Below are 22,238 nucleotides of genomic sequence, written 5' to 3' on the forward strand. Positions count from 1 at the left end.
GGGCCCTCCGCGGGGCCCGGCGCCGGGCACTCCGGTGTCGTGATGCCGGTCATCCGGTGGGGGCGAGCTCGAGCCGGAGGATCCTGTCGTCACCCGGCCTGGGCTCCGTGCCGCCCCACGTCGCACCGTCGGTGTTGGAGGTGACCAGCCAGAGCGCGCCGTCGGGCGCGACCTCGACGGTGCGGATGCGGCCGTGCTCGCCGGTGTAGTGCTCGATCGGGTCCCCGGTCGCCTCGGGCCCGTCCACGGGCAGCTGCCACAGGCGCTGCCCACCCAGGGCGCCCATCCAGAGAGATCCGTCGGCGTAGGCGATGCCGGACGGTGACGCGTCGTCGGGATGGATGGTGAACAGAGGCTGCTCACCGGTGCCTCCCGCGACGCCCTCCGTCTCCGGCCAGCCGTAGTCCGCGCCGGGACGCAGCACGTTGACCTCGTCCCAGGTGCGGTGCCCGAGCTCCGAGGCGTATGCCGTCCCGTCCGGACCGAAGGCGATGCCCTGGACGTTGCGGTGACCCGAGGAGTAGACGGCGGTCCCGGACGGGTTGTCCTCCGGGATCGAGCCATCGAGCGCGATCCGCAGGATCTTTCCGTTCAGCGACCCGTCGTCCGCGGCGTTCTCGGGCAGGAACGCGTCGCCGGTGCCGATCCAGAGGTGGCCGTCCGGACCTATCCGCAGGCGGCCGCCGTGGTGCCGGTCGGCGGTCTCGATGCCGTCGAGCAGCACTCGCGAGACGTCCAGCGAGTCGAAGTCGGGCCCGACCTCCAGGGCGACCACCCTGTTGGTCGGCGAGCCGGAGGCGTAGGCGAACACCGTGCGGTCCGTCGCGAAGTCGGGCGACGCGACCAGGCCGAGCAGGCCGCCCTCCGAGCTGGTCTCCACGTCGGGGACCGCGCCGACGACCTGGGGCGGTCCGCCGTCGGCCGGCACTCGCAGCACCCTGGCCGTCAGCCGCTCGGTGAGCAGGGCCGACCCGTCCGGGAGGAAGGCCAGCCCCCATGGCGCCTCAAGCCCCGTCGTGAGCTCGGTCAGCTCGCCAGGGCCGGAGGCAGACACCGCCGCGTCCGCCGGGTCCGGCGTTCGCGCCTCACCACCGACCTCGCCTGCCGGACCGGCCTCGCCGCCCGGGGCGGACGCCGGCCCACCACACCCAGCGGTCATCAGAACTGCCAAGGACGCCGTGGCGGTCGCTGCCACCAGAGCGGTACGCGTTGCGTTGAACACGAGCGTTCCTTCCGTCAGGATGTTATCGCCGATAACGCTAGCGCCGTTATCGCATGCACGCAACTATCGATATCGGTTCTGCGTTACCGTTGATACATGAGCGAGCCCACCAGCACCCGGCAGCGGATCCTCGACGCGGCGGCAGGCCTGCTGGAAGAGCACGGGCGAGACGGCGTCACCACGCGCGCCGTGAGCCACGCGGCCGGGGTCCAGCCGCCGACCATCTACCGGCAGTTCACCGACATGAACGGCCTGCTGGAGGCGGTGGCTGCGCACGGCTTCGACACGTACCTCGCCCAGAAGCACGGCATCGACCTCACGGACGACCCCGTGCAGGACCTGCGCAACGGCTGGGACCTGCATGTCGAGTTCGGCCTCACCCACCCGGCCCACTACCTGCTGATGTATGGCAGGCGCACTCCGGGCGAGACGTCGGCAGCCGCCCAGCGCTCGGCCGACCGGCTGCACCTGCTCGTCGAGCGCGTCGCCGCGGCGGGCCGCCTGGCGGTCACCGTTCAGACCGCCGCCGCGATGATCCACTCCGCGGGCAGCGGTCTCACGTTCCACCTCATCGGGACAGCACCCGGCGAACGCGACCCGGAGCTGCCCGGCCGGCTGCGGGAGGCCGTCCTCGCCGCAGTCACGGGCGACGCACCGCCCAGCGCTCCCAGGTACCCGCAGCACGCCACGGCACTCAAGGCAGCCCTGGGGCAGACCGGTGGACTGCTCACCGCGGGGGAGGAGGCGCTGCTCGGCGAGCTGCTCGACCGGCTCGGGAACTCACGGGGCGACCGCCGGCCGTCCTGACCCTACGAGACCAGCCGCGCACGCTCCTCGCGAGCCGGACGCCCGGGTTCGACCCCGCCGTCGGGCCGGCTGATCTCTGCCCACACCTCGTCGAGCGAGAGGCCGAGGACGTCGGCGATCGCCGCGATGGTGGGAAAGGCCGGCGTCGCCACGCGGCCCGACTCGATCTTGCGGAGCGTCTCCGGTGAGACGCGTGCGTCGAGCGCGATCTCGAGCATCGAGCGCCCGCCCCGTGCGCGACGCAGCAGGGCGCCGAGACGCTGTCCGCGCTCGACCTCCGCGGGAGTGAGGGGCAACCTGACCATGAGCCCATGATAATCCCGGTATAACATTACCGGGATAGTTATTGGCCAAGCGAGAGAAGCCCCGCATGATCGAGATCCTCAGCCCCACCGAGCTGGCCCGGGCCAGGGAGACCGGCGCCCTGGTGGCGCACATCCTCCAGACCCTGAAGGGCCGCAGCACGGTCGGCACCAACCTGCTGGACATCGACCGTTGGGCCCAGGCCATGATCACCGAGGCCGGCGCCCAGTCGTGCTATGTCGACTACGCGCCGTCCTTCGGCCGGGGGCCGTTCGGGCACTACATCTGCACGGCCGTCAACGACGCCGTGCTCCACGGGATGCCGCACGACTACACGCTCGCCGACGGCGACCTGCTCACCCTCGACCTCGCAGTCTCCCTGGACGGAGTCGCCGCGGACGCCGCGATCAGCTTCATCGTGGGCGGCGCCCGGCCTGCCGAGAGCGTCGCGCTGATCAGCATCACCGAGCGCGCGCTCGCCGCGGGGATCGCCGCCGCAGGCCCCGGCGCACGCATCGGCGACATCTCGCACGCCATCGGAACCGTCCTCGGCGGGGCCGGGTACGCGATCAACACCGAGTTCGGCGGCCACGGCATCGGGTCGACGATGCACCAGGACCCCCACATCGCGAACACCGGGCGGCCCGGCCGCGGCTACCGGCTGCGCCCCGGGCTGCTGCTCGCGCTGGAGCCGTGGGTCATGGCAGACACCGACGAGCTGGTCACGGACGCGGACGGCTGGACGCTCCGGAGCGCGACCGGAAGCCGGACCGCGCACAGCGAGCACACCATCGCCGTCACCGACGACGGGGCCGAGATCCTCACGCTGCCACGACCGGCGTGACCGGGCGGCGGGCCCCGTCCGCCGCTCAGGCGATGCTCTCCGCAGCCGCCCGGAGCGCCGTCAGCTCGTCCGGGGCCGACATCCGGGCCACGGCGCCGATGTCGCAGATGTACGCGCGCCGGTCCGCCGCGAAAGCCTCGGCGATCTTCGCCGGGTCCTCCCGCAGGACCCGGTAGATCTCCAGGCCGGCGGCGTAGAACAGGTCGACCAGCTTGAGCTCGCCGGAGGCGTTCCGCATGACGTTGCCCGGGTTGTGGTCGAGCCCGCCCCAGAAGGGGATCGACGCGGCCGCCGCGGCATCGAGCCGTTCGGCCCTCCGGCGGACCTCGCTGACCGGGTCGTCCGGCAGGGCGGCGGCCCAGCGCTCGACGACGGCGTCCGCCTCGACCGGGTCCGCCGGGAGGAGGAACTCCATCACCGTGAGGCGGCCGCCGCCGGGCAGAGCGGCGTCGAAGTCGACGCGCGGCAGCAGCGGGTGCCCGGCGAGGTCGCGGCACAGGTCCACGAAGACCTCGTAGGCCGGCTCGAACGGACTGACCCTCGCGACCTGCGTCCCGTCGGGCGAGCGCCAGACCGTCGCCCAGTCCCCGAGGCCGCACACGTTCCAGCCGTCGGCGAGCAGGCGCCCGGCGACGTCGCGGTGCGGCAGCTGACGAAGGGCGTCGAACGAGGTCACCCGCCAACCCTAGACGAGCGGCTCAGCGCCGGCGGGGCAACGGGCGCTCCCCGTCGGGGCCGGCGCCGGCGCCGGCGGGGGCCATGGCTGCCGCCAGCTCCGCCTCGTCCGCCGTCGCCCGGCAATAGACGCGCTTGCCGCTGCCCTTGCACAGCTCGTTCAGCCCGGCCGCGAAGGCGCGCAGGTCCTCCGGGTCCGCACGGCGGAACCGGCGGGAGAGCGACCAGTGCCTGACCACGTCGTCCAGCGTGGTCGGACGCACCATCCCGAACAGCGACACCAGGTGGTTGGACAGCCGGATCACGAGCCGGGCGCCGTCGGCGCTCTCGGCCACGAGCTGCGCGCTGCGCAGCCCGTCGTCCCCGACCGGCCCACCGAGCAGCCGCTCGAGCTGGCCGAGCACCGAGGCTGGGTCGACGACGTGGGATCCCACGCTACCGTCGATCTCGCCACCGTCGATGGTCTGGGCTGCGGTCTCGTCGTCCGGAACTGCGAAGTACTCGAACCTCATGCGGGCATCTTTCCGCATGTCAGAGGGTGCTCGGTGCCACCGACGGCGCAGAGCCGCCGGAGCCGTCCCGACCGTTGTGACATTGTGTCCGAGCGCGCACCCGTCAGGGCCACGGGTCAGGGCCTGCGCACACGCAGGGCCTGCATGCCGCCGTCGACCGCCAGGCTGGTTCCCGTCGTCGAGCCGGCGAGCGGGCTCGCGAGGTACGCGACCGCCTCGGCGACCTCCTCGGCGGAGACCAGCCTGCCGTGCGGCTGCCGGGACTCGAGCGCCGCCCGTTCGGCCGCCGGGTCGTCGGCGCGCGCGAGGAGCCGTCCGACCCAGGGCGTGTCGACGGTGCCGGGACTGACGGCGTTGACCCGGATGCCCTCGGCCACGTGGTCGGCGGCCATCGCCTGGCTCAGCGCGAGCACGGCGCCCTTGCTCGCGCTGTACAGCGCACGCTGGGGCAGGCCGACGGTCGCGGCGATCGAGCAGGTGTTGACGATCGAGGCGGCGGGCGAGCGCCGCAGCAGCGGCAGGGCGGCCCGGCTCGTGCGGGCGATCCCCACCACGTTCAGGTCGAGCACCCGCAGCCACTCCTCGTCCGGGTTGTCGGCCACGGTGCCCTGTGCACCGACGCCCGCGTTGTTGACCAGCACGTCGAGCCGTCCGAACCGGTCCTCGACGGCGGCGACGGCAGAGCCCACCGACGCGGTGTCGGTCACGTCGACCCCCAGCGCGACGTCGGCGTCGGCCGCCTCGGGGTCGACGTCGAAGACCGCCACCCGGGCGCCCGCCGAGCGCAGCCGGCGGACCACCGCCGCCCCGATCCCGGAGGATCCGCCCGTGACCACCGCGACCAGGCCGGCGAAGGCGGTCATGCGCCCGCTCCCGGGCCGGCGGCCCAGGCCACGTACTCCTGGCGCTGCCTGCCGAGCCCGTCGATCTCGGTCTCCACGACGTCGCCCGGCCGCAGGTAGGGGAAGCGGCCCGACAGCGCCACGCCCTCCGGCGTGCCGGTGAGCAGCACGTCACCCGGCTCCAGCGCCAGGTACTGGCTCAGCGTGTGCACCAGCACGTCGACGCCGAAGATGAGGTCGGCCGTCGTCGAGTCCTGGCGCGCCTCGCCGTTCACCCACGACCGCAGGCGGAGCCCCGCGGCGCCGGCCCCGTCCACCTCGTCCGGGGTCACGAGCCACGGGCCCAGCGGGGTGAACCCCGGCCCGCACTTGCCCTTGGACCACTGGCCGCCGGACTCCTCGAGCTGCCACGCCCGCTCGGACAGGTCGTTGGCCACGGCGTACCCGGCGATCGCCGTCCGGGCCTGCTCGGGCGAGTCGAGGTACAGGGCCCTGCGGCCGATCACGACCGCGAGCTCGACCTCCCAGTCCGTCTTGCGGCTCCCCCGGGGGATCGTCACGGTGTCGTCCGGCCCCGCGACCGTGTTCGGGGTCTTGAGGAAGACGACCGGAGCCTCCGGCGGCGCGGACCCGGACTCCGCGGCATGCGCCGCGTAGTTCATGCCGACGCACACGACCGCGGACGGCCGGGCCACCGGGGCGGCGAACCGGACCCCGGCGGTCTCGACCGGGGCGAGCGTCCCGGCCGCGAGCGCCTCCCGGGTACGGGCGACGCCGTCGGACGCGAGGAACGCTCCGTCGATCTCGGCGGTGAGCGGGCTCAGGTCGCGCCATCGGGTGCCGTCGTGCGCCACGGGGCGTTCGTGGCCGGGGGCGCCGATGCGGGCGAGCCTCATCAGGGCTCCTCGGTGAGGTCGGGGCGGACCGCTTCGGTGATCAGCCGGCGCCGTTCCACGTACGCGGGCAGGATCGTCACGTCGTCGTCGGCGAACCAGTCGAAGGGCGCCGTCGAGGCGACGAGGGCGAAGTTCGCCCAGGGTTCGAACGAGCCGGACCGCACGACGATCTTGGCGCGCGGGGCCCAGCGCGCGATGAGTTCCTCGTGCGTGGTGCCGTGGAAGGTGGCGCCGGACCCGGTGAAGATGTCCTGGGTCTCGCCGTAGAGGCGCGGGTGGTTCGTCTTGAGCTCGCGGGCGAGGTGCACCTCTTCCACGAAGATCTCGTCGAGGAGCGTCCGGAGCACGGTCCGGACGTCGATGTGGCCCGGCGTGAGCCCGAGGTCCACGCGGTTGGCGTCCGCGGGGATCGGGAACCCGGCGTCGGTGACCAGCACGACGTCCGTGTGTCCGAGCGTCGCCAGGCCGTGGGCCAGCTCGGGGTGCAGGATCCGTCCGGTTCTCATCGTCGTGCCTCCATGGTGGTCGGGTTCGTGGTCGGGTCCGCGGCGAGGAAGGCCTCGACGGTCGCCCGGTCCTGGTAGGACGGGACGGTCTCCCAGTGCTCGCAGCACAGGGCCGCCACCGTGCCGGCGAACCGCGCGGCGTCGGGCAGGTCGTGGCCCTCGCCGAGGGCCACGGCGAGCGCGGCGTTGAAGCTGTCCCCAGCGCCGTTCGAGTCGACGACGGCGACGCGGACCGGGTCGATCGGCGTGGCCCCCTGGTCGGTGACCACCAGGGCGCCGGCCTCGCCGAGCGTGATGACCACGGCGCGCGGGCCGAGCGCGAGCAGGCGGCGGCCGAGCTCCTCTGCGGGGACCACGTCGTCGGGTCGCAGGCCGAGCGCGACCTTCGCCTCGTGCTCGTTCGGCGTCAGCACGTCCACGCCGGTCAGGTCGGTGTGCCGCAGGTCGACGGCCGGGGCGGGGTTGAGGATCGTGGTGACGCCGGCCGCGCGGGCCAGGTCGAGTGCGTGCAGGGCGGTCGCGAGGGGGATCTCGAGCTGGGCGAGCGCGACGTCGGCGGCCCGCACCGTGGCGGCGGCGGCGTCGACGTCGGCGGTGGAGAAGCCGGCGTTCGCCCCGGGGTCGACGACGATGACGTTGCGCCCCGCCGTGTCCTTGACGATGAACCCGACGCCCGTCGAGGTGCCCGGCGCGACGCGCAGGCCGCTCAGGTCGACGCCCTCGTGCGTGAGGAGGTCGCGGAGCTCGGCGCCGTAGCCGTCGTCGCCCACCACTCCCAGGTATGCCACGGCTGCCCCGAGCCGGGCCGCCTGGACGGCCATGTCGGAGCCCTTGCCACCGAAGGTGCCGCGGAAGTCCCTGCCGATCAGGGTCTCGCCGGGGGCGGGGATCCGGTCCGCCGTCATCACGAGGGCCTTCGCGTAGCTGCCGACCACGGCGACGGCGGGGCGCTCAGTAGGCATCGGGGTCTCCCACGAGCCCGTCGACGATGGCGGGGCCGGAGCTCGTGCCGACCAGCTCGGCACCCGCCTCGAAGAGCGCCGTCATCTTCTCCAGCGTGTTGACCTTGCCGGACACCTTCACCCGGCAGGGCGGCTCGATGTTCTGGGCGAGCAGGCGCACGTCGTGCTCCGTGGCGGCGAGGCCGCCCTTGCCCCAGCCGGAGGACTGCTTGACCCAGTCGACCCCCGCCTCGTACGCGATGCGGGTGGCGCGGACCTTGAGCTCGTCCGTCTCCAGGAAGCCGAACTCCAGCATCGCCTTGACCCGCACTCCTTCGGCGTGGGCCACCTGGACGATCTCGCGCACGTCCTGCGCGTACAGGTCCTCGTCGCCGCCGATCAGGAGCCCGGGGTGGGGCGGGAAGTCGAACTCGTCCACCCCTTGGGCGACGAGCTCCCGGAGCGCGGCGAGCCGCATCGGCAGGGTGTCGTTGGCCATCGGGAAGTTGAGGGTCGACGCGACCCGCACCTCCGTGCCGGCCAGCACGTCCTTGGCGAGCGACACCCAGTAGGGCGCGATCATCGCGGCGTCGAACCCGTACTCGACGCAGGTCTCGAGGTGCCGCACGACACCCGCCCTGGTCAGGTCCGGGTTGACGTTGGTGTACTGGATCGCCTTGGCGACCTGCTTGGGGTCGGTGAGGTCGACGGTCATCGTGGTCTCCTTGGTACGGATGGGGGTCGGCGTGCCGCCGGGTTCGGGGTCGGGTCAGCCCTTCACGGCGCCCGCGGAGAGGCCGCCCATGATGTGCCGCTGCATGACCACGAAGATCACCAGGATCGGCACCACGGCGAGCAGGAGGGTGGGAAAGACGATCTCGTAGTTGGTCGTGTAGGTGGACACGGCCGCGTACACCCCGGTCGTGATCGTCTTGAACTCCGAGCCGGGCCCGAGGATGAGCTGCGGGCTGACGAAGTCGTTCCAGGCGCTCAGGGCGTTGAGGATGAACGCGGTGGCGACGATCGGCCGCATGAGCGGGAAGACGATGGTCCACAGGATGCGCTGCCTGCCCGCGCCGTCGATCGACGCCGCCTCGTCCAGCGACCGGGGCAGCATCCTGATGTAGCCGCTGAAGATGAACAGCGTGAACGGGATCATCGTGGACGCCATGAAGAGCACCAGCCCGGGCAGCGTGCCCATGAGGCCGGTCGCCTTGAGCACGAAGATCGCCGGCACGAGGATGATCTGCGCGGGGACGAACATCCCCGCGACGAAGAAGAACAGCAGGAACCGGAACAGCGGCCCCGGGGTGCGGGCGATGGCGTACGCGGCGGGTACCGACGTGCCGATCGCCACCACGTTGCAGGCCAGCACCAGGAACAGGGTGACGGCGTAGCCCTCGACCACCGGGAAGCTGGTGTTCTCCCACGCGGCCGCGAGGTGCTCGGTGGTCGCGGTCGCCAGGTCGAGCCCGAGCGGCGACAGCAGGATCTCCTGCTGCGGCTTGAACGCGTTGACGACCATGATGTACATCGGCACGAGCATGGCGACCGAGAGCACGGCGACCACCGCGACGCGGGTCGCCGAGCGCACTGAGGTCCTGGTCATCCGACGGCCTCCGCTCCTTCTTCGGCGCGCCTGCGCAGCGCGATGATGGTGAACGACAGGATCCCGGCCACCAGGACCAGCAGGACGGCCTGCGCGCAGGCGAGCCCCACCTTGTTGTTCGCGAACGAGACCGCGAGGATCTCGTACGCCCAGGTCTGCGTGGCGTCGCCCGGCCCGCCGTTCGTCAGGCCGAGCACGACGTCGTAGACCTTGAGCAGCGAGAGCACCGACGTCACGATCGTGACCGTCACGGTGGGCGCGAGCGCCGGCCACGTGACGTGCCGGAACACCTGGACGCTGCCCGCGCCGTCGAGCCGTGCCGCCTCCTGGAGCTCGGGCGACACGGCCTGCAGCCCCGCGAGATACAGGACGAGCTGGACGCCGAACTGCGCCCAGACGATCACCGCTATCAGCGTGGCGAGCGCCCAGTCCGGGTCCGCCAGGAACGGCAGCGACGACGACCCCGTGCTCTCGAGCAGGTTGTTGACCGCCCCCTGCGGGCCGAGGATCGCCTGCCACAGGAACCCGACGATCAGCGCGGAGAGCACGTGCGGGTAGAACATCACGACGCGCGCGAACGTGTTGAACCCGGTGGTCCGCCGCAGGAGCAGCGCGAGCCCCAGCGCGGCGCCGTTGACCAGGAACGCGCCCACCACGGCGATCAGGGTGGTGACGACGACCGCGGGCCGCAGGTCACCGATCGGGTCCTGGATGATCCGCGCGTAGTTCTCGAGCCCGACCCAGGTGGGCGGCTGGCTGGGGATCCCGTTGTACCGCGTGAACGAGTAGTAGACGGCGAACCCGACCGGCACCACCGTCAGCCCGGCGTAGACGGCGGCCGCGGGGATCGTCATCAGCCCGCTCGCGAGGCTGCTGACGAACCCGCGCCGGGAGGTAGTGGTGCGAGCCATGTCAGCCGAGCTTCTCCGCCTCGTACCAGGCCGTCAGGTCCGCCGCGACATCGGCAGGAGACCTGCCCTGCCACAGGCCCTGGACGAGCTCGGTGAACTTCGGGTTGAACCCGGCCACCGGCAGCGCGAAGTCGCCGACGGTCTGGTTGCCGGGTACCACGTACGACGGCGCGCTGTCGGTCAGCTCCTGCACCTGTCCCGCGTACTCGTTGTCGCTGGGCTCGAGGCCCTCGCGGCTGAAGCTGTCCATCTCCGCCTGCTTCGCGATGGCCTCGTCGGAGGTCACGAGATACTCCACGAGCGCGGTCGCGCCGTCCGGGTTCTCCGTGCCGTTCCAGACCATGTACGGGAACGCGATGGTCGCGCCCATCGGCCCGGGTGCGTCCGCCGCGTCGTCCACCGGCGGCGCGAACACGCCCACCTCGAAGTCGGGCGGGGACGCGGCGAGCGTGGTGCTGAACCACGAACCCATCGGGTAGACGCCGACCTCGCCGGCGATGAAGTTGGCCTCCTGCGTCCCGCTGTCCGTCGCGACGTCGTCAGCGGTGGTGTACCCCGCCTCGACCCAGCCTGCGACGTGCTCGAACACGGGCTCGAACTGGTCGCCCAGCGTCGACGAGCCGTCCGCGACGCTCTGCTGCCAGCCGGGGGTGGTGAGGTTCTGCTGCGGGTGCCATATCTCCTGGACCTGGACCCCGGTCGCCCAGTCGGACGCGAACGCGATGGGCGTCGCGACGCCCGCCTCGTCCAGCTTCGCGAGCGCCGCGTCGAGCTCGTCCCAGGTGGTGGGCGGTTCGGCGACCCCGGCCTCCTTGAAGAGGTCGGCGTTGTAGTACATGAGCGACTGCGCCTGCATCCCGACACCGACGACGTTGATCGAGCCGTCCGTCGAGTACAGGTCGGCCATGGGCGTGCCGGATGCCCAGTCGTACTCCGTCAGGTCGAGGAGCTCCGGAGCCGTGTCGGGCCCCGGCACGATCGACTGGATCACGTCGGGGGCCGTGCCCGCGGCGAGGAGCGCGGGGAACGACTCGGCGACCGACTGGCCGCTGGGGCCCTCGATCTTGACGTCGATGCCGCTCTCCTCCTCGAAGGGCGCCACCAGCTCCTCCCACTTGGCCTGCGTGAGGTTGTCCGTGATGTTCACGAGCATGCGTACCGACCCGTCATCGGTGTCGGCGCTCGCGTCACCCGAGCTGCAGGCCGCGAGCGCGAGGACGGGAACGAAGCCGAGGGCCACGGCTCCGCGCGCCCGGCGTCGGAACGAAGTTGACATCTTTGTCTCCCTGCCTTGGGTCCGAGTCGGGTCCGGAGGGACTCCGACTACTTGTCATACATACTACATGTGCAAAGTTCGATGCAAGGGGCGGATCATGCCTCCCTGATGTGCCCCCGGTACGGGAGCGCGCCGAGCGTCGACACGTCGGCCGGCCGCTCGGAGTCGTCGAGCCGGTAGATCCCGTCGTCGGCCACGAAGAACAGCGGGGCGCCCGGCAGCTCGAGCTCCGCGGGCAGCGGTTCCTTGTCCGTCCAGGCGAAGTACGACCGCCCGAACGTGTCGCGGTCCTTGCGGCCGTAGAGGCTGAGATCGCCGGCGGTCGCCGGGCTGAGGATCGCCCAGTGCACGCCGTCCTCGACCCAGTACGCACGGTCCGACAGCAGCACCGACTGCCTGTCGTGCTCGGCGAAGACGGTGTCCCAGAAGGTGTCGGGGGTCTCCGTGTGCCGCACGAGGAACAGCAGGTCGTGCGCGTGCCACGCCGTGCTCGGAGCCACGTCCGCCTCGTTGTGCCAGCCGGTCGCCGAGGCGAAGTAGCCGGCGGGCGTCTGGTACGCGGCGTACGTGGCCAGGCACCGGCCCACGAAGCCGGCCAGCTCCGGGTGGTCGGCCTCGGCCAGCACCTCGTCGATGCCGTAGAGGCTCAGGCCCATCCCGGCGACGAGCATGGGCGTGGTGGTGCGCAGCGCCGTGTCCTGCCGCACGTACCAGTAGCGGTGGTAGCGGGTGCGGCCGCGCTCGTCCACCCACGCGGACCGGGCCACGTGCAGGCTCAGGCGCACCGCCTCGGCGAGCAGGTCGGGCCGTCCGAACCGCCGGGCGCCGAGCACCAGGGGCACGATCATCAGGCCGTAGTACTCGGCCGGCTCCAGGATGCCGCCACCGGCGCGGTCCGTCGGCTGCCGGTACGCGCCGGCGCTCTCGGCGTCCGGCACGCCCGGGGCCCGGCTGAGCCGGACGAGGTCGTCGAGGTCGTCCTCCAGCTCGCCCGCGTACCGGTCGTCCCCGGACAGCTCGGTGTATCGGAGCTTCGCCCAGACCCGGGCGTACTCCTGGTTCACGGTGCCCTCCGGTGTGGGCCGCCCACCGCCGTACACGCGGCACGCGTCGAGGTCGGCCCGGACCGCCGCCAGCACCTCCGCCCGCTCGGCGGGCTCCAGCAGGTGCCCGGCATGCCGCAGGCCCTCGAGCAGGCCGATGCAGCCCACCATGTTGTGGATCAGACCTGCCGTGGCGGACTCCCCCACCTGGAAGCCGATGTGGCGGAACTGGCCGTCCGCCTGGACGGTGCGCGCCTGGAAGAGCATCATCCGGCGCCACATCGCGAGCCCGCGCTCGTCGGGCCGGCGGGCCAGCGCCTCGGCGAACGCCGCCGTCGCGGGCGCCGAGAACGCCTGGTGCCCGCTGGTGAAGTCGAGGAAGGTGGCCGGGTTGGTGCCCCACACGCTGTGGTTGTGGAACCCCCTGATCTGCCCCTCGTCGCCCACCCAGGTACGCAACCAGCGGGCGAGCGCTGTCACGTCAGCTCGTTCGGTCATGAGGTGCTCCGTCCTGTGTGCCGCCCTGCTCGCTGCCGACGCCCGGCACGAGGCCGAGGCGGTCGAGCTCGTCCCAGAGCTCGCCGGGTACCGCTCGCGACATCCGAGCGGTGTTGGTCGTGACGTGCTCGGCGGTCCGCATGCCGAGCACCACGGACGCCACGGCGTGGTGCCGCAGCGCGTACTGCGCGGCGAGCTCCGGGACGGTGCTGCCGAAGGGTTCGGCGACGTCGGCGATCCGGTGCACGCGGGCGATGAGCTCCGCCGGCGCCTGCTGGTAGTCGTACAGGGCGTCCGGCCGGGGGCGCGGAGCGGCCAGGAGCCCGGAGTTGTACACGGCGGCTGCCACGACCGACACCCCGCGCTCCAGCGCGGCGGGCAGCAGGTCGCCGAGCGCCGCGTGGTCCAGGAGGGTGAACCGGCCCGCGCACATCACCACGTCGACGTCGGTCTCGCGAACGAAGCGTGCCAGCATCGCCGACTGGTTCATCCCGGCGCCGATCGCCGAGACGACGCCCTGGTCGCGCAGCTCCGTCAGGGCCTTGATCGCGCCGGTGGACGCCGCCGCCCAGTGCGCGTCCGGGTCGTGCAGGTAGACCACGTCGATCCGGTCGACGCCGAGCCGGGTCAGGCTGCCCTCCAGCGACCGCAGCACCCCGTCGCGCGTGAAGTCCCACTCCCGGCGGAACCGTGCGGGCACGTCGAACCCGTCGTCGTCGCGCAGGTGCGCCCGCTCCGGTGTCGGCACCAGGGCGCGCCCGACCTTGGTCGACAGCACGTACTCGGTACGCGGCCGGCCGGCGAGCGCCGCTCCGAGCCGGTGCTCGGAGAGCCCGAGCCCGTAGTGCGGCGCGGTGTCGAAGTAGCGGATCCCGGCGTCCCAGGCGGCGTCGACGGCGTCGCGTGCCTCCTGGTCCGTGGTGCGGCGGTAGAGGTTGCCGAGCTGAGCGGCCCCGAAGCCCAGCTCCGTCAGACGGACACCGGTCCGCAGCGGGCGCTCACGCATGTCCGGGCCTTCCGGTCGCGGGCGCGCCCGGTACGGCGGGTGCCGCGCCGGCCGCGAGGTTCTCCGGGTGCTCGAACGGCAGGCCGCGCGCGAAGCGTTCGGCCTCGCCGGCGACCAGGTCGCCGAGCCGGTGCAGCTCACCGCCCGCCGACCCCGCGACGTGCGGGGTCAGCACGACGTTGGGCAGGTCCCACAGCTCGCTGTCGGGGGCCGGTGGCTCGGGTGCGGTGACGTCGAGGACGGCGTCGATCCGGCCGGTGCGCAGCTCGGCGAGCAGAGCCGGCTCGTCCACCACGGCGCCACGGGCGGTGTTGATCAGCGTCGCGCCGTCGGGGAGCAGCGCGAGGACGCGCGCGTCGATCTGACCGACCGTCTCCGGCAGCAGCGGCTGGTGCAGCGAGAGCACGTCGCTCTGCGCGGCCACCTCCTCCAGCGTCGCGCTGCGCACGCCGAGCTCGGCGGCGCTCCGCTCCGTCAGCTCTGGGCTGTGCACCACGACGTCGAGGTCGAAGGGGCGCAGCAGCTCGATCACCCGCCGTCCCACCTGCGACGCCCCGACGATCCCGACGGTGCGGCGGTAGTTGCCGAGGCTCACCGGCTCGTGCTCGCGGTCCGGCAGCCGCCGGTGTGCGCGGAGCTCCCGCTCGGCGGCCCGGACCCGCTTGCCCGCGAGCAGGATCATCGCGAGCGTGTACTCGGCCACCGGGACGGCGTTCGCTGCGCGTGCGTTCGACGCGACCACGCCGCGCGCGGCGTGCGCCGCCGGGTCGGCGAGGCACGTGCGCGCCACGCCGCCCGCGTACAGGACGGCGCGCAGCCGCGGCGTGAGCCCGGCCGGCACCTCGGGCGCGCCCCAGCCCGCCACCAGCACCTCCGCGGAGGCGAGCAGGCCGCGCGCCCGGGTGGACGTGACCTCGGTGAGCACCTGGTCGACGTCGACGTCGAGCGCCGCCGTCAGGCGCGCTGCCGCCTCGGCGCCGAAGATCCTGCCCGCGAGGGACGGCGGCCCGAACGCCAGGACGGCGCGCGGCCGGTGGTTCGTCATGGTGGTCATCCTCCTGTGCCTCACTGGCGCCGGTGCGCGAGCCGCAGCCCGGCGTCCGCCGGGCGGACGTGCGGTCCCGCGACGGTCGCCCACTCGCCCGACTCCCGGAGCGCGCCGATCAGCTTCTCGTCGACCTCGATGCCCAGCCCGGGGGCGTCCCCGAGCACGATCCCGCCGTCGGCGATCTCCTGGTCGGCACGCAGGCCGTCCGGGAGCTCCAGGTCCTGGACCTCGGTGACGAGGTGGTTGGGCACCGCCGCCGAGGCGTGCGCGAGGGGGTTGACGTCGTAGGCCACGGGGCTGACGGGCAGGTCGTGGCCGAGCGCGAGGACCGACACCCGCAAGAAGTGCGTGATGCCCCACACGCTGCCCGCCTGCACCACTCCGACGGCGTCGGCGTCGAGCAGCTGCCGGTACTGCTCGAGCCCGGTCAGGTTCTCCCCCGTGGCGACCGCCCCGTGGATGCCCGCGACGACCGCGCGGTGCCCGGCCACGTCCCAGCGACGCACGGGCTCCTCGATCCAGGTCAGATCGACCTGCTCCTCGACCCGGCGTGCGAGCCGCACCGCCTGGTGCCGGCCCCACGCCTCGTTCACGTCGTACATGATGGCGGGCTGGTCGCTGTTGACGCGCAGCACGTCCCGCACGGCGGCCAGGCGCTTGACGTCCCGGTCGACGTCGAGGCCGCCCTTCACCTTCGCGCCCGTGTAGCCACGTTCGGCCCACGGCTCGTAGAGGCCGGCCAGCTCGTCGTCGGCGAGCCCGTACTCCAGGCCCGATGCGTAGCCGGGCACGAACCGGTCGGTCGCGCCGAGCGTGCGCCAGAGCGGCTCCTCCGCGAGCTTCGCCTTGAGGTCCCACAGCGCCATGTCCAGCGCACCGATGGTGCCGAAGGTCGCGCCGTGGTGCCCCGACTTGAAGACGAACGCGAGCATGCGGTCATAGAGCGCCGTGACGGCCCGCGGGTCCTGCCCGTCGAGCGCCGGAAAGATCCGCTCGACGTCCGGGTGCGCGCCGAGGCCCACGCCGGTCAGCCCGCCGTCGGTCTCGATCAGGACGATCGGCACCTCCGTGACGCCGCCGGCGACGATGCCGTTGACGTCGCCCACTGGCCGGCCCCAGCGGTGAACCGTGGTCAGGCTCCGGTACCCGGTGATTCGCATCGTGCTCCGCATCGTCGAGACAGCACGCTCGCGGGTTCCGCCAGCATGTCACTCATAACTTATGATACGAGTGACGATAGTGCAACACTCGGCTACCCTCGGTCTGTCCGGCGGTACCCCGCCGGGCTCGTCCACGATGGAGTCCTCCACGACATGAACGCGACACCCGCGGCCGGCGGCCCCGTGCCCCGGCCGCAACGGCACCGGCCTCCGCTCGCCGCGGCTGTCATCAAGAGCCTGGTCACGGCGATCGTCGTCGGCGACTACCCGCCGGGCTCCGCCCTGCCGCCCGCCGGTGTCCTGTGCGAGCAGTACGAGGTGAGCCGCACGGTGATCCGCGAGGCCACGACGACACTGGCCGAGAAGGGCCTGGTCGCCACCCGGCAGGGCTGGGGCACCGTGGTGCTCGACCAGGAGCAGTGGAGCCTGCTGGACCCCCTGGTCCTGGACGCGCTCTTCCAGCGCGACGACCGCCTCGTGTACCTCGACAACCTCGTCGAGGTGCGGGCCACCCTGGAGTGCGCCATGGCGGCACGGGCCGCGAGCCGGCTCGACGCGGCCGACCGTGCCGCGCTGTCGGCCAAGCTCGACCAGCTCGCCGGCCTCATGGACGACCCGACCGCCTACGCTGCCACCGACGTCGAGCTCCACGAGCTGATCCACCGCGCCTCCCAGGACGCCTTCGGCCGCGCGATCGTGTCGAACATCCAGGGCAAGGCGCTGCACTCCCCGCAGTACAGCGGACAGCCGACCCGTGAGGACCTCGAGCTGACGCACGCCGGCCACCAGCGCATCGTGTCCGCCCTGCTGGCGGCCGACGCCGACGGCGCCGCGGACGCCATGCGCGACCACATCACGGGCTCCTGGGCCCGCCGCCGCCCGCAGGAGACCTGACCGCACGATCTGACCCCACGACCTGACCCACGCCGAGTGCTGGGTATGTATCGGATCAGAGCACGAGATCCGGCACATACCCAGCACTCAAGGAACGGTCACCTCAAGGGGCGGTCACTCGGGCTGGCGCGGCGGGAGCGTGCGCTCGAACCGCTCGGTGGCCCGCTCCAGGTCGGCGGTCGCCGTGTCCAGGGCCTCCTGGTCGGCCCCCGTCGCGTCGCCGACGGCGGTCGCCGAGCGCACCTCGGCGTCGAGCGCGTCCCGCAGCGGTGGTGCGCCCCGGTCGCCCGCACCGGCGAGCACCTGCTCCGCGTGGTCGACGGCGGCCCAGAGCCGTGCGGCGTCGCCGCGTTCCGGCCGCCCCGTGCCTTCCGTCGTGACGTGCCGGTTCCAGGTGTCCACCCAGGCCTCACCGTAGGCGGAGGCGACGGCACCCGACGTCGAGAACTTCAGGGTGTCGCCGTCGAACCCCGCGTCCGCGAGCGAGGCCGGCCGCACGACGTTCGTGTTGACCTTGTCGCTCCACCGCGCCAGCTCGTACGTCGCGGTGGGCGCGGAGAACGTGGCCGACCCGGCGCGGTACTCGTCGCCGCCGATCACCACGGAGTGGTCGATCTCGATCCGTGCCGGGGCGTAGAGCGAGTCGGCGCTGTCCCAGACCGTCGCCCGGCTGCACCCGTTGGTGCCGTCCGTCGTGTAGTCGGCGGCCGTGCAGGCCGCACCCGTCGCGGTGACCCGTGGCACGTACCAGCGGGTGATCTCCGGGTACACGATCGGCACGCCGTCCGAGTAGGCGTGCCGCCCGCTCGTGTAGTGCTCGTGCCAGGCCGACACCGCCTCCGGCGTCGCGCTGTACTTCTCGCCCTCCCGCACGTCGAGGAAGGCGTTGAAGCGGCTGTGCACCACCCACGCGTTGGAGATCGGGAGCGAGGTCTCGCCCTTCTGGTGGTACATCATGTCGTGGCCGGTGCGCTCGACGTCGATGTACACGTTGTCGTTGGCCGTGTTGCTGTGGCCGGACTGGAAGAACACGCCCGAGTGGGCGTCCTGGACCACGTTGTGGTGGAACCGCATCCCGGAGGCGCCGTCGTCCATGTAGAACGCGTCGTTCGAGCCGCCGATCCGCTCGAAGTGGTTGTACGCGATCTCGTTGCCGAGGAACGTGTAGTCGCGACCCGTGTAGACCACTCCCTGGTCGCCGGCGTTCTTGACGAGGTCGTAGAAGTGGTTGTGGTTGACCTTCATGTCGTTGCCCATGATCTGCACGGCCATGTGCGGGGCATCGTGCACGAAGTTGTGCTCGAAGCTGTTCCCGACGCCGTACAGGTAGCCCGCCGGCGTGTAGGTGGCCAGCTTCGAGAAGCGTGCGATCTCGTTGTGCCGGGCGACGTTGTCGCCCCGCTCCAGCGTGGTGCGGTCGCCGCCGCCGAGCAGCACGCCGCCACCTCCGAGGTCGTGCAGGTACGAGTTCTGCACCACGTTGCCGTGCCCGCCCTGGAAGGTCTCGTAGTCGGGCATGGCGGTGATCGTGTCGGCGGGACGTCCGATCCGGACGGCGTCCATGCTGACGTTCGAGATCTCCACACCGTCGATCAGCGTGTCGACGGCGTCGAGGAGCTGCACGCCGCTGACGAGCGAACCGGTCATGGTCAGGCCGCGCAGGGTCACCCCGGTGGTGCCCTCCAGCTGGAAGAAGTTCTTGTCGAAGGTCATCAGGGAGATGCTCTTGCCCTCGACGGTGCCGCCGTCGGGCAGGTAGTACAGGACGTCGTGGCCCTGGTAGCGGTCGATGTAGTACTCGCCGGCCACGTCCATCTCCGACAGCACGTTGACGACCTTGACCTTGGTCCACTCGTCCTGAGGGATGTACATCGAGGGGTACTTCGCGTAGAGCCGGTCGGCGCTCCAGGAGAGCAGGCGCACCATGTCGTTGGCGTAGTTGTTGCCCAGGTACCCCGACAACCAGGCCTCCGTCTCGTACCGGGAGCTGTCGATGTCCTCGATCCACCGCGGGTCGAGCTGGACGGGCACGTCCGCGTAGTCGCCGAGACCGCGGCCGCCCAGGTCGTCGACGACGGGCTCCGCCTCGGGCGCCCACCGCTGGTACCGGTCCCCCTCCGCCGCGCGACCACCCACGGTGAAGATCGACGGCGTCATGGTGCGCATCCGCTCGGACGACCACGAGTCGCGGTCCGCCGGGTCCGGCAGCGTCTGCTTCTTGTCCTCGAACTGCGCACGCGGGGTGGTGCCGCTGCGCTCCCAGTGCCCCTGGGCTCCGAACCGGTCGATCAGGTCGACGTTCATCAGGTCACGGGGCCCGTCCGCCTTCCACTTGCCTCCCGTGCCCCACAGGTGGCACGCGGTGTCGGTCGTGGCGCAGTCCCCGCCGTTCGGGTACTCGGCGAGCGTCTCGAGCGAGCCGTCGACCAGCAGCTCGGGCGCGAAGGGCTGCTGCACCCAGTTGAACCCGTTCTTGTAGAGCGTGCCCGGGTCGACGCCCTGCGCACCGAGGTCGTACACCCAGACGCCGTCGCGCTGCGCCGGCGTGTCCAGGCGCTCGTGCGCTGTGTACTGCGGCAGGGCGAGCTCGTCGGCGCCCAGGTCGCTCAGCTTGCGCCACCCGTCGGCCGGCAGCTCGTGCGATCCCGTGATGGTCACCTGCTCGCCCCGGTATGCCGAGTAGGTGACCCACGAGTGGTCCTCCCCGGTCAGGCCGATCGTGTCGTCGAGGACGTACTCGCCACCGCGGACGTACACCGTTCCGCGCTCCTGGGCGGACGTCCGGCCCGCCAGGGCGTCCCGTGCGGCGGCGATGGTCCGGAGCGGGGCGTCCCGGGTACCGGGGTTCGCGTCGTCACCGCCCGTGTCCGACACGTACACGACCAGCTCTTCGCCGGTGGCCGCGGACGCCGGGGCTCCCGCGCCGAGCGTCGCACCGAGCACCAGGGCCAGGGCGGCGGCCGTACCGAGCCGAGCCGCTGGACGGATTCTTCTCGCCATCGAGAAACTCCCTCGTCGAATGTCGAGCTCCCGAGCTGCGCGGCGGATCGCCGTCCGACCAGCAAGAGAACATGTATGACATATGCACAGTAGTGGGTCCTCGGTGCGAACCGCAAGGTTCAGCCGTCGCCGTCCGCCGGATCCGCCGTGCGGGAACCTCTCACCAGCGCGTTCCCCAGTGCCAGCAGGATCGCTGCAGCAAGCCCGACGACCCCGACGGTCGCGCCCGTCGCGGCCAGGCCGGCCGGCCCTCCGCCGGTACTGGTGCCGCCTGGACCGACGCCCGGGGGCGGGCCCGCCGACGGCTCCGGCGTGCGGCTCGGGGTGGACACGACGCTCGGCGCGGTGGCGGGTGTCCCGCTCGGCACCGGGCTCGTGCTCGGAGCGAGCACCTCGGCCACGCGGAAGCTCTCGTCGAGCCGGCGCTCGCCCGCCCGCGTCACGGCGACCGACCTCTCCACGGCATCAGCGGTGTACCCGTCGGGCACGGTCAGCGTCACCAGGTACTCGCCAGGCGCCAGGCCGTCGACGAAGTACCCGCCGACGGCGTCCGTCGCCACCGTGAGCTGCCCACCGAGGCCCGCGACCGTGACCGTGGCCCCCGCCACAGCGCCTCCCGCACCGTCGGTCACCGTGCCGCCCACCGCACCGGTGCGGGAGAGGGCGAAGTCCACCCCGGCCAGGCCCTTCGTCCCCACGGTGACCCGCCGCGCGGCGGGTCCGGTGACCTGGTACCCGCCCGGCGGGGACACGCGCACGGCGTGCTCACCCGAGGGCGCCGCGTCGAAGACATAGGTACCGTCGGCCGCCGTCGTCGTGCCGACCGTCCCGCCCTCACCCTCCAGCGTCAGGCGGGCCCCCGCGACGGGATCGCCGCCCGCCGCCACCCGGCCCGAGACCGAGGGCGCCGCCCCGACGACGAAGTCGTTGCCCTCGACGGCCTCCTCCTGGCCGGCCGCCACCGTGATGCCGTCCGGCACCACCGTCGTGGTGTGCCCCTCGGGCAGATCGCTCAGCGCGAAGGTGTAGCCCTGCGCCCGGCCCCCGCCGGTGCCCCACCCCACGCCGTCGATCAGGTACTCGCCCGCCGAGGTGGTCACGGCGGTGAGCGGGGCGCCCCCACCGGTCGGCGTGAGCGTGACCGTCGCGCCCGGCACGGGGGCGCCGCCGTCGGTCAGCACCGTGCCGCGCACGGCGACCGGCCGGACCTCCCGCGCCGCGAGGTCGACGCCGGTGGCGTCCCCCGCCCCCAGGTCCACCACGACGACCGCGCGCCCGGACACGGGGACCAGCCCGGCCGGGTACGCGTCGTCCGCCCGCCGCAGGCTCGTGAGCTCCACCCGGTAGCCGGGCGCCGCGACGTACCCGGGAAAGACGTACTGGCCGCTCTCGTCCGACGTCGCCGTGCCGAGCCTCGCGCCGTCCGGGCCGAGGAGCCTGAGGCGCGCACCGGGCAGCACCCCCTGCACGGCGCCGGTCGCGCCGACCAGCTCGACGGTCCCCGCGATGTCCCGCGCGAGGGACGCGAACCACATCCGGCTGACCGGGAAACCGCTGCGCCGGTGGAGCTCGACGGTCAGGCTCGTGACCGGAGCGGTCGGCCGGAACCAGCCGGCCGCGCCCGACGTGTCGGCGGCGCTCGCGTCGCGCGCCAGCTCACCGGTGGCCGGGTCCCAGGCCGGCGCGTCCTGCGCCAGCCCGGCACAGCGCGGCGACCCGGGGCCGGTGCAGTAGTTGAAGCCGCCCTGCCAGCCGAGCTGCGTCGCGCCGAGCGGCAGACCGTCCGGGCCGCGTGCGGTCACCACCGCACGGTCCGCGTCGATGTCGCCCAGCACGAACGCCCAGCCGCCCGCCGGCGTCGGGTGGTCGAAGGTGTAGGTGGTGACCGACGGCGCACCGGGCCGGTCGGCCAGCGGGCGCAGGACGAGGTACTGCGAGCCCTTGCTCGAGCCGAAGACCTCGCCCGGCGGTGTCGCGGCTCCGAGCCAGGAGGACACGCCGGATGCGACCCCGACGCCCCCGCGGGCGTCGGACGTCACGGTCGCGGCGGGGAAGCCGGCGGCCGGGAGCCGCACGGTCGTCGACCAGTCGCCCGCCGACCCGGCCAGGGGCTCCCACTCCGCCCACCCGACACCGGCTCGCGCCGTCGCCGGTGCCGCCAGGGCGGCGCACAGCGCGACGAGCACAGCGGCCACGAGAACGCCCAGCCCCGCCCGGGAGTGCTTCACGGTGGAAACGCTAGGAG

At 72.7% G+C, this 22,238-nt stretch carries 21 protein-coding genes; 3 read left to right on the forward strand and 18 right to left on the reverse strand.

Features of this window, described 5'->3' with window-relative positions; all coding sequences use genetic code 11:
- Positions 1-49: 49 nt before the first annotated feature.
- A complete protein-coding gene (locus ACYVK7_RS24290; RefSeq protein WP_460890301.1) occupies positions 50-1,222 on the reverse strand; it encodes a PQQ-dependent sugar dehydrogenase in 1,173 nt (390 codons plus the stop codon).
- 96 nt (positions 1,223-1,318) lie between these two features.
- Here ACYVK7_RS24290 and ACYVK7_RS24295 point away from each other — a divergent pair, with 96 nt between their 5' ends.
- Positions 1,319-2,029, forward strand: a complete 711-nt coding sequence (locus ACYVK7_RS24295; protein WP_460890302.1) for a TetR/AcrR family transcriptional regulator — start codon at positions 1,319-1,321, stop codon at positions 2,027-2,029.
- Between the two features lie 2 nt (positions 2,030-2,031).
- Here the strand turns inward: ACYVK7_RS24295 and ACYVK7_RS24300 are convergent, their stop codons facing one another.
- Complete coding sequence (locus ACYVK7_RS24300; RefSeq protein WP_460890303.1) at positions 2,032-2,334, reverse strand: helix-turn-helix domain-containing protein; 303 nt, start codon at positions 2,332-2,334, stop codon at positions 2,032-2,034.
- A 65-nt stretch (positions 2,335-2,399) separates the two neighbouring features.
- Here ACYVK7_RS24300 and map point away from each other — a divergent pair, with 65 nt between their 5' ends.
- Positions 2,400-3,176: a type I methionyl aminopeptidase gene (gene map / locus ACYVK7_RS24305; protein ID WP_460890304.1), complete on the forward strand. Its 777-nt coding sequence runs from the start codon at positions 2,400-2,402 to the stop codon at positions 3,174-3,176.
- A gap of 25 nt (positions 3,177-3,201) precedes the next feature.
- Here map and ACYVK7_RS24310 read toward each other — a convergent pair whose 3' ends face one another.
- The 14 genes from ACYVK7_RS24310 to ACYVK7_RS24375 all read right to left on the reverse strand — a co-directional run bounded on the left by ACYVK7_RS24310 (position 3,202) and on the right by ACYVK7_RS24375 (position 16,099).
- On the reverse strand, positions 3,202-3,852 hold the full coding sequence (locus ACYVK7_RS24310; protein ID WP_460890305.1) for a hypothetical protein: 651 nt from the start codon (positions 3,850-3,852) through the stop codon (positions 3,202-3,204).
- A gap of 22 nt (positions 3,853-3,874) precedes the next feature.
- The gene (locus tag ACYVK7_RS24315) at positions 3,875-4,363 is read right to left on the reverse strand and encodes a hypothetical protein (protein WP_460890306.1); all 489 of its coding nucleotides are present in this window, start codon (positions 4,361-4,363) and stop codon (positions 3,875-3,877) included.
- Positions 4,364-4,479: 116 nt separating this feature from the next.
- On the reverse strand, positions 4,480-5,226 hold the full coding sequence (locus ACYVK7_RS24320) for an SDR family NAD(P)-dependent oxidoreductase (RefSeq protein WP_460890307.1): 747 nt from the start codon (positions 5,224-5,226) through the stop codon (positions 4,480-4,482).
- Positions 5,223-6,101 carry a fumarylacetoacetate hydrolase family protein gene (locus ACYVK7_RS24325; protein WP_460890308.1) on the reverse strand — a complete coding sequence of 293 codons (879 nt, stop codon included), beginning with the start codon at positions 6,099-6,101 and terminating at the stop codon, positions 5,223-5,225. Before ACYVK7_RS24325 ends, ACYVK7_RS24320 begins: the two co-directional genes overlap by 4 nt.
- Complete coding sequence (gene rbsD / locus ACYVK7_RS24330) at positions 6,101-6,607, reverse strand: D-ribose pyranase (protein ID WP_460890309.1); 507 nt, start codon at positions 6,605-6,607, stop codon at positions 6,101-6,103. The genes ACYVK7_RS24325 and rbsD overlap by 1 nt, the downstream gene beginning before the upstream one ends.
- Positions 6,604-7,569: a ribokinase gene (locus tag ACYVK7_RS24335; protein ID WP_460890310.1), complete on the reverse strand. Its 966-nt coding sequence runs from the start codon at positions 7,567-7,569 to the stop codon at positions 6,604-6,606. The genes rbsD and ACYVK7_RS24335 overlap by 4 nt, the downstream gene beginning before the upstream one ends.
- Positions 7,559-8,263: a deoxyribose-phosphate aldolase gene (gene deoC, locus ACYVK7_RS24340; RefSeq protein ID WP_460890311.1), complete on the reverse strand. Its 705-nt coding sequence runs from the start codon at positions 8,261-8,263 to the stop codon at positions 7,559-7,561. The genes ACYVK7_RS24335 and deoC overlap by 11 nt, the downstream gene beginning before the upstream one ends.
- 54 nt (positions 8,264-8,317) lie before the next feature.
- Positions 8,318-9,157 (reverse strand): carbohydrate ABC transporter permease, encoded by an 840-nt coding sequence (locus tag ACYVK7_RS24345; RefSeq protein WP_460890312.1) that lies wholly within the window; start codon positions 9,155-9,157, stop codon positions 8,318-8,320.
- Positions 9,154-10,068 (reverse strand): carbohydrate ABC transporter permease, encoded by a 915-nt coding sequence (locus ACYVK7_RS24350; protein ID WP_460890313.1) that lies wholly within the window; start codon positions 10,066-10,068, stop codon positions 9,154-9,156. The genes ACYVK7_RS24345 and ACYVK7_RS24350 overlap by 4 nt, the downstream gene beginning before the upstream one ends.
- 1 nt (position 10,069) lies before the next feature.
- Positions 10,070-11,344, reverse strand: a complete 1,275-nt coding sequence (locus tag ACYVK7_RS24355) for an ABC transporter substrate-binding protein (protein ID WP_460890314.1) — start codon at positions 11,342-11,344, stop codon at positions 10,070-10,072.
- Positions 11,345-11,439: 95 nt separating this feature from the next.
- The gene (locus tag ACYVK7_RS24360; RefSeq protein WP_460890315.1) at positions 11,440-12,885 is read right to left on the reverse strand and encodes a hypothetical protein; all 1,446 of its coding nucleotides are present in this window, start codon (positions 12,883-12,885) and stop codon (positions 11,440-11,442) included.
- Positions 12,869-13,891, reverse strand: coding sequence for an aldo/keto reductase (locus tag ACYVK7_RS24365; RefSeq protein WP_460890316.1), 1,023 nt, complete (start codon positions 13,889-13,891; stop codon positions 12,869-12,871). Before ACYVK7_RS24365 ends, ACYVK7_RS24360 begins: the two co-directional genes overlap by 17 nt.
- A complete protein-coding gene (locus ACYVK7_RS24370) occupies positions 13,884-14,936 on the reverse strand; it encodes a hydroxyacid dehydrogenase (protein ID WP_460890317.1) in 1,053 nt (350 codons plus the stop codon). The genes ACYVK7_RS24365 and ACYVK7_RS24370 overlap by 8 nt, the downstream gene beginning before the upstream one ends.
- A 20-nt stretch (positions 14,937-14,956) precedes the next feature.
- A complete protein-coding gene (locus ACYVK7_RS24375) occupies positions 14,957-16,099 on the reverse strand; it encodes a mandelate racemase/muconate lactonizing enzyme family protein (RefSeq protein WP_460890318.1) in 1,143 nt (380 codons plus the stop codon).
- A 153-nt stretch (positions 16,100-16,252) separates the two neighbouring features.
- Between ACYVK7_RS24375 and ACYVK7_RS24380 the strand changes: the two genes are divergently transcribed.
- Positions 16,253-16,993 carry a FadR/GntR family transcriptional regulator gene (locus tag ACYVK7_RS24380; protein WP_460890319.1) on the forward strand — a complete coding sequence of 247 codons (741 nt, stop codon included), beginning with the start codon at positions 16,253-16,255 and terminating at the stop codon, positions 16,991-16,993.
- A gap of 114 nt (positions 16,994-17,107) precedes the next feature.
- Here the strand turns inward: ACYVK7_RS24380 and ACYVK7_RS24385 are convergent, their stop codons facing one another.
- On the reverse strand, positions 17,108-19,993 hold the full coding sequence (locus ACYVK7_RS24385; RefSeq protein WP_460890320.1) for a right-handed parallel beta-helix repeat-containing protein: 2,886 nt from the start codon (positions 19,991-19,993) through the stop codon (positions 17,108-17,110).
- Positions 19,994-20,112: 119 nt separating this feature from the next.
- Complete coding sequence (locus ACYVK7_RS24390) at positions 20,113-22,221, reverse strand: carboxypeptidase regulatory-like domain-containing protein (RefSeq protein ID WP_460890321.1); 2,109 nt, start codon at positions 22,219-22,221, stop codon at positions 20,113-20,115.
- Between the last annotated feature and the right edge of the window lie 17 nt (positions 22,222-22,238).

The organism is Promicromonospora xylanilytica (genome assembly GCF_054782895.1).

Bases quoted from the DNA above. Each gene is read 5' to 3' on its own strand.
- ACYVK7_RS24335 (WP_460890310.1), bottom strand. From the start codon at position 7,569: ATGCCTACTGAGCGCCCCGCCGTCGCCGTGGTCGGCAGCTACGCGAAG.
- ACYVK7_RS24380 (WP_460890319.1), top strand. From the start codon at position 16,253: ATGAACGCGACACCCGCGGCCGGCGGCCCCGTGCCCCGGCCGCAACGG.
- ACYVK7_RS24315 (WP_460890306.1), bottom strand. From the start codon at position 4,363: ATGAGGTTCGAGTACTTCGCAGTTCCGGACGACGAGACCGCAGCCCAG.
- ACYVK7_RS24385 (WP_460890320.1), bottom strand. From the start codon at position 19,993: ATGGCGAGAAGAATCCGTCCAGCGGCTCGGCTCGGTACGGCCGCCGCC.
- ACYVK7_RS24320 (WP_460890307.1), bottom strand. From the start codon at position 5,226: ATGACCGCCTTCGCCGGCCTGGTCGCGGTGGTCACGGGCGGATCCTCC.
- ACYVK7_RS24355 (WP_460890314.1), bottom strand. From the start codon at position 11,344: ATGTCAACTTCGTTCCGACGCCGGGCGCGCGGAGCCGTGGCCCTCGGC.
- ACYVK7_RS24300 (WP_460890303.1), bottom strand. From the start codon at position 2,334: ATGGTCAGGTTGCCCCTCACTCCCGCGGAGGTCGAGCGCGGACAGCGT.
- ACYVK7_RS24365 (WP_460890316.1), bottom strand. From the start codon at position 13,891: ATGCGTGAGCGCCCGCTGCGGACCGGTGTCCGTCTGACGGAGCTGGGC.
- ACYVK7_RS24370 (WP_460890317.1), bottom strand. From the start codon at position 14,936: ATGACGAACCACCGGCCGCGCGCCGTCCTGGCGTTCGGGCCGCCGTCC.
- ACYVK7_RS24360 (WP_460890315.1), bottom strand. From the start codon at position 12,885: ATGACCGAACGAGCTGACGTGACAGCGCTCGCCCGCTGGTTGCGTACC.
- ACYVK7_RS24295 (WP_460890302.1), top strand. From the start codon at position 1,319: ATGAGCGAGCCCACCAGCACCCGGCAGCGGATCCTCGACGCGGCGGCA.
- ACYVK7_RS24350 (WP_460890313.1), bottom strand. From the start codon at position 10,068: ATGGCTCGCACCACTACCTCCCGGCGCGGGTTCGTCAGCAGCCTCGCG.
- map (WP_460890304.1), top strand. From the start codon at position 2,400: ATGATCGAGATCCTCAGCCCCACCGAGCTGGCCCGGGCCAGGGAGACC.
- ACYVK7_RS24375 (WP_460890318.1), bottom strand. From the start codon at position 16,099: ATGCGAATCACCGGGTACCGGAGCCTGACCACGGTTCACCGCTGGGGC.
- deoC (WP_460890311.1), bottom strand. From the start codon at position 8,263: ATGACCGTCGACCTCACCGACCCCAAGCAGGTCGCCAAGGCGATCCAG.
- rbsD (WP_460890309.1), bottom strand. From the start codon at position 6,607: ATGAGAACCGGACGGATCCTGCACCCCGAGCTGGCCCACGGCCTGGCG.
- ACYVK7_RS24325 (WP_460890308.1), bottom strand. From the start codon at position 6,101: ATGAGGCTCGCCCGCATCGGCGCCCCCGGCCACGAACGCCCCGTGGCG.
- ACYVK7_RS24345 (WP_460890312.1), bottom strand. From the start codon at position 9,157: ATGACCAGGACCTCAGTGCGCTCGGCGACCCGCGTCGCGGTGGTCGCC.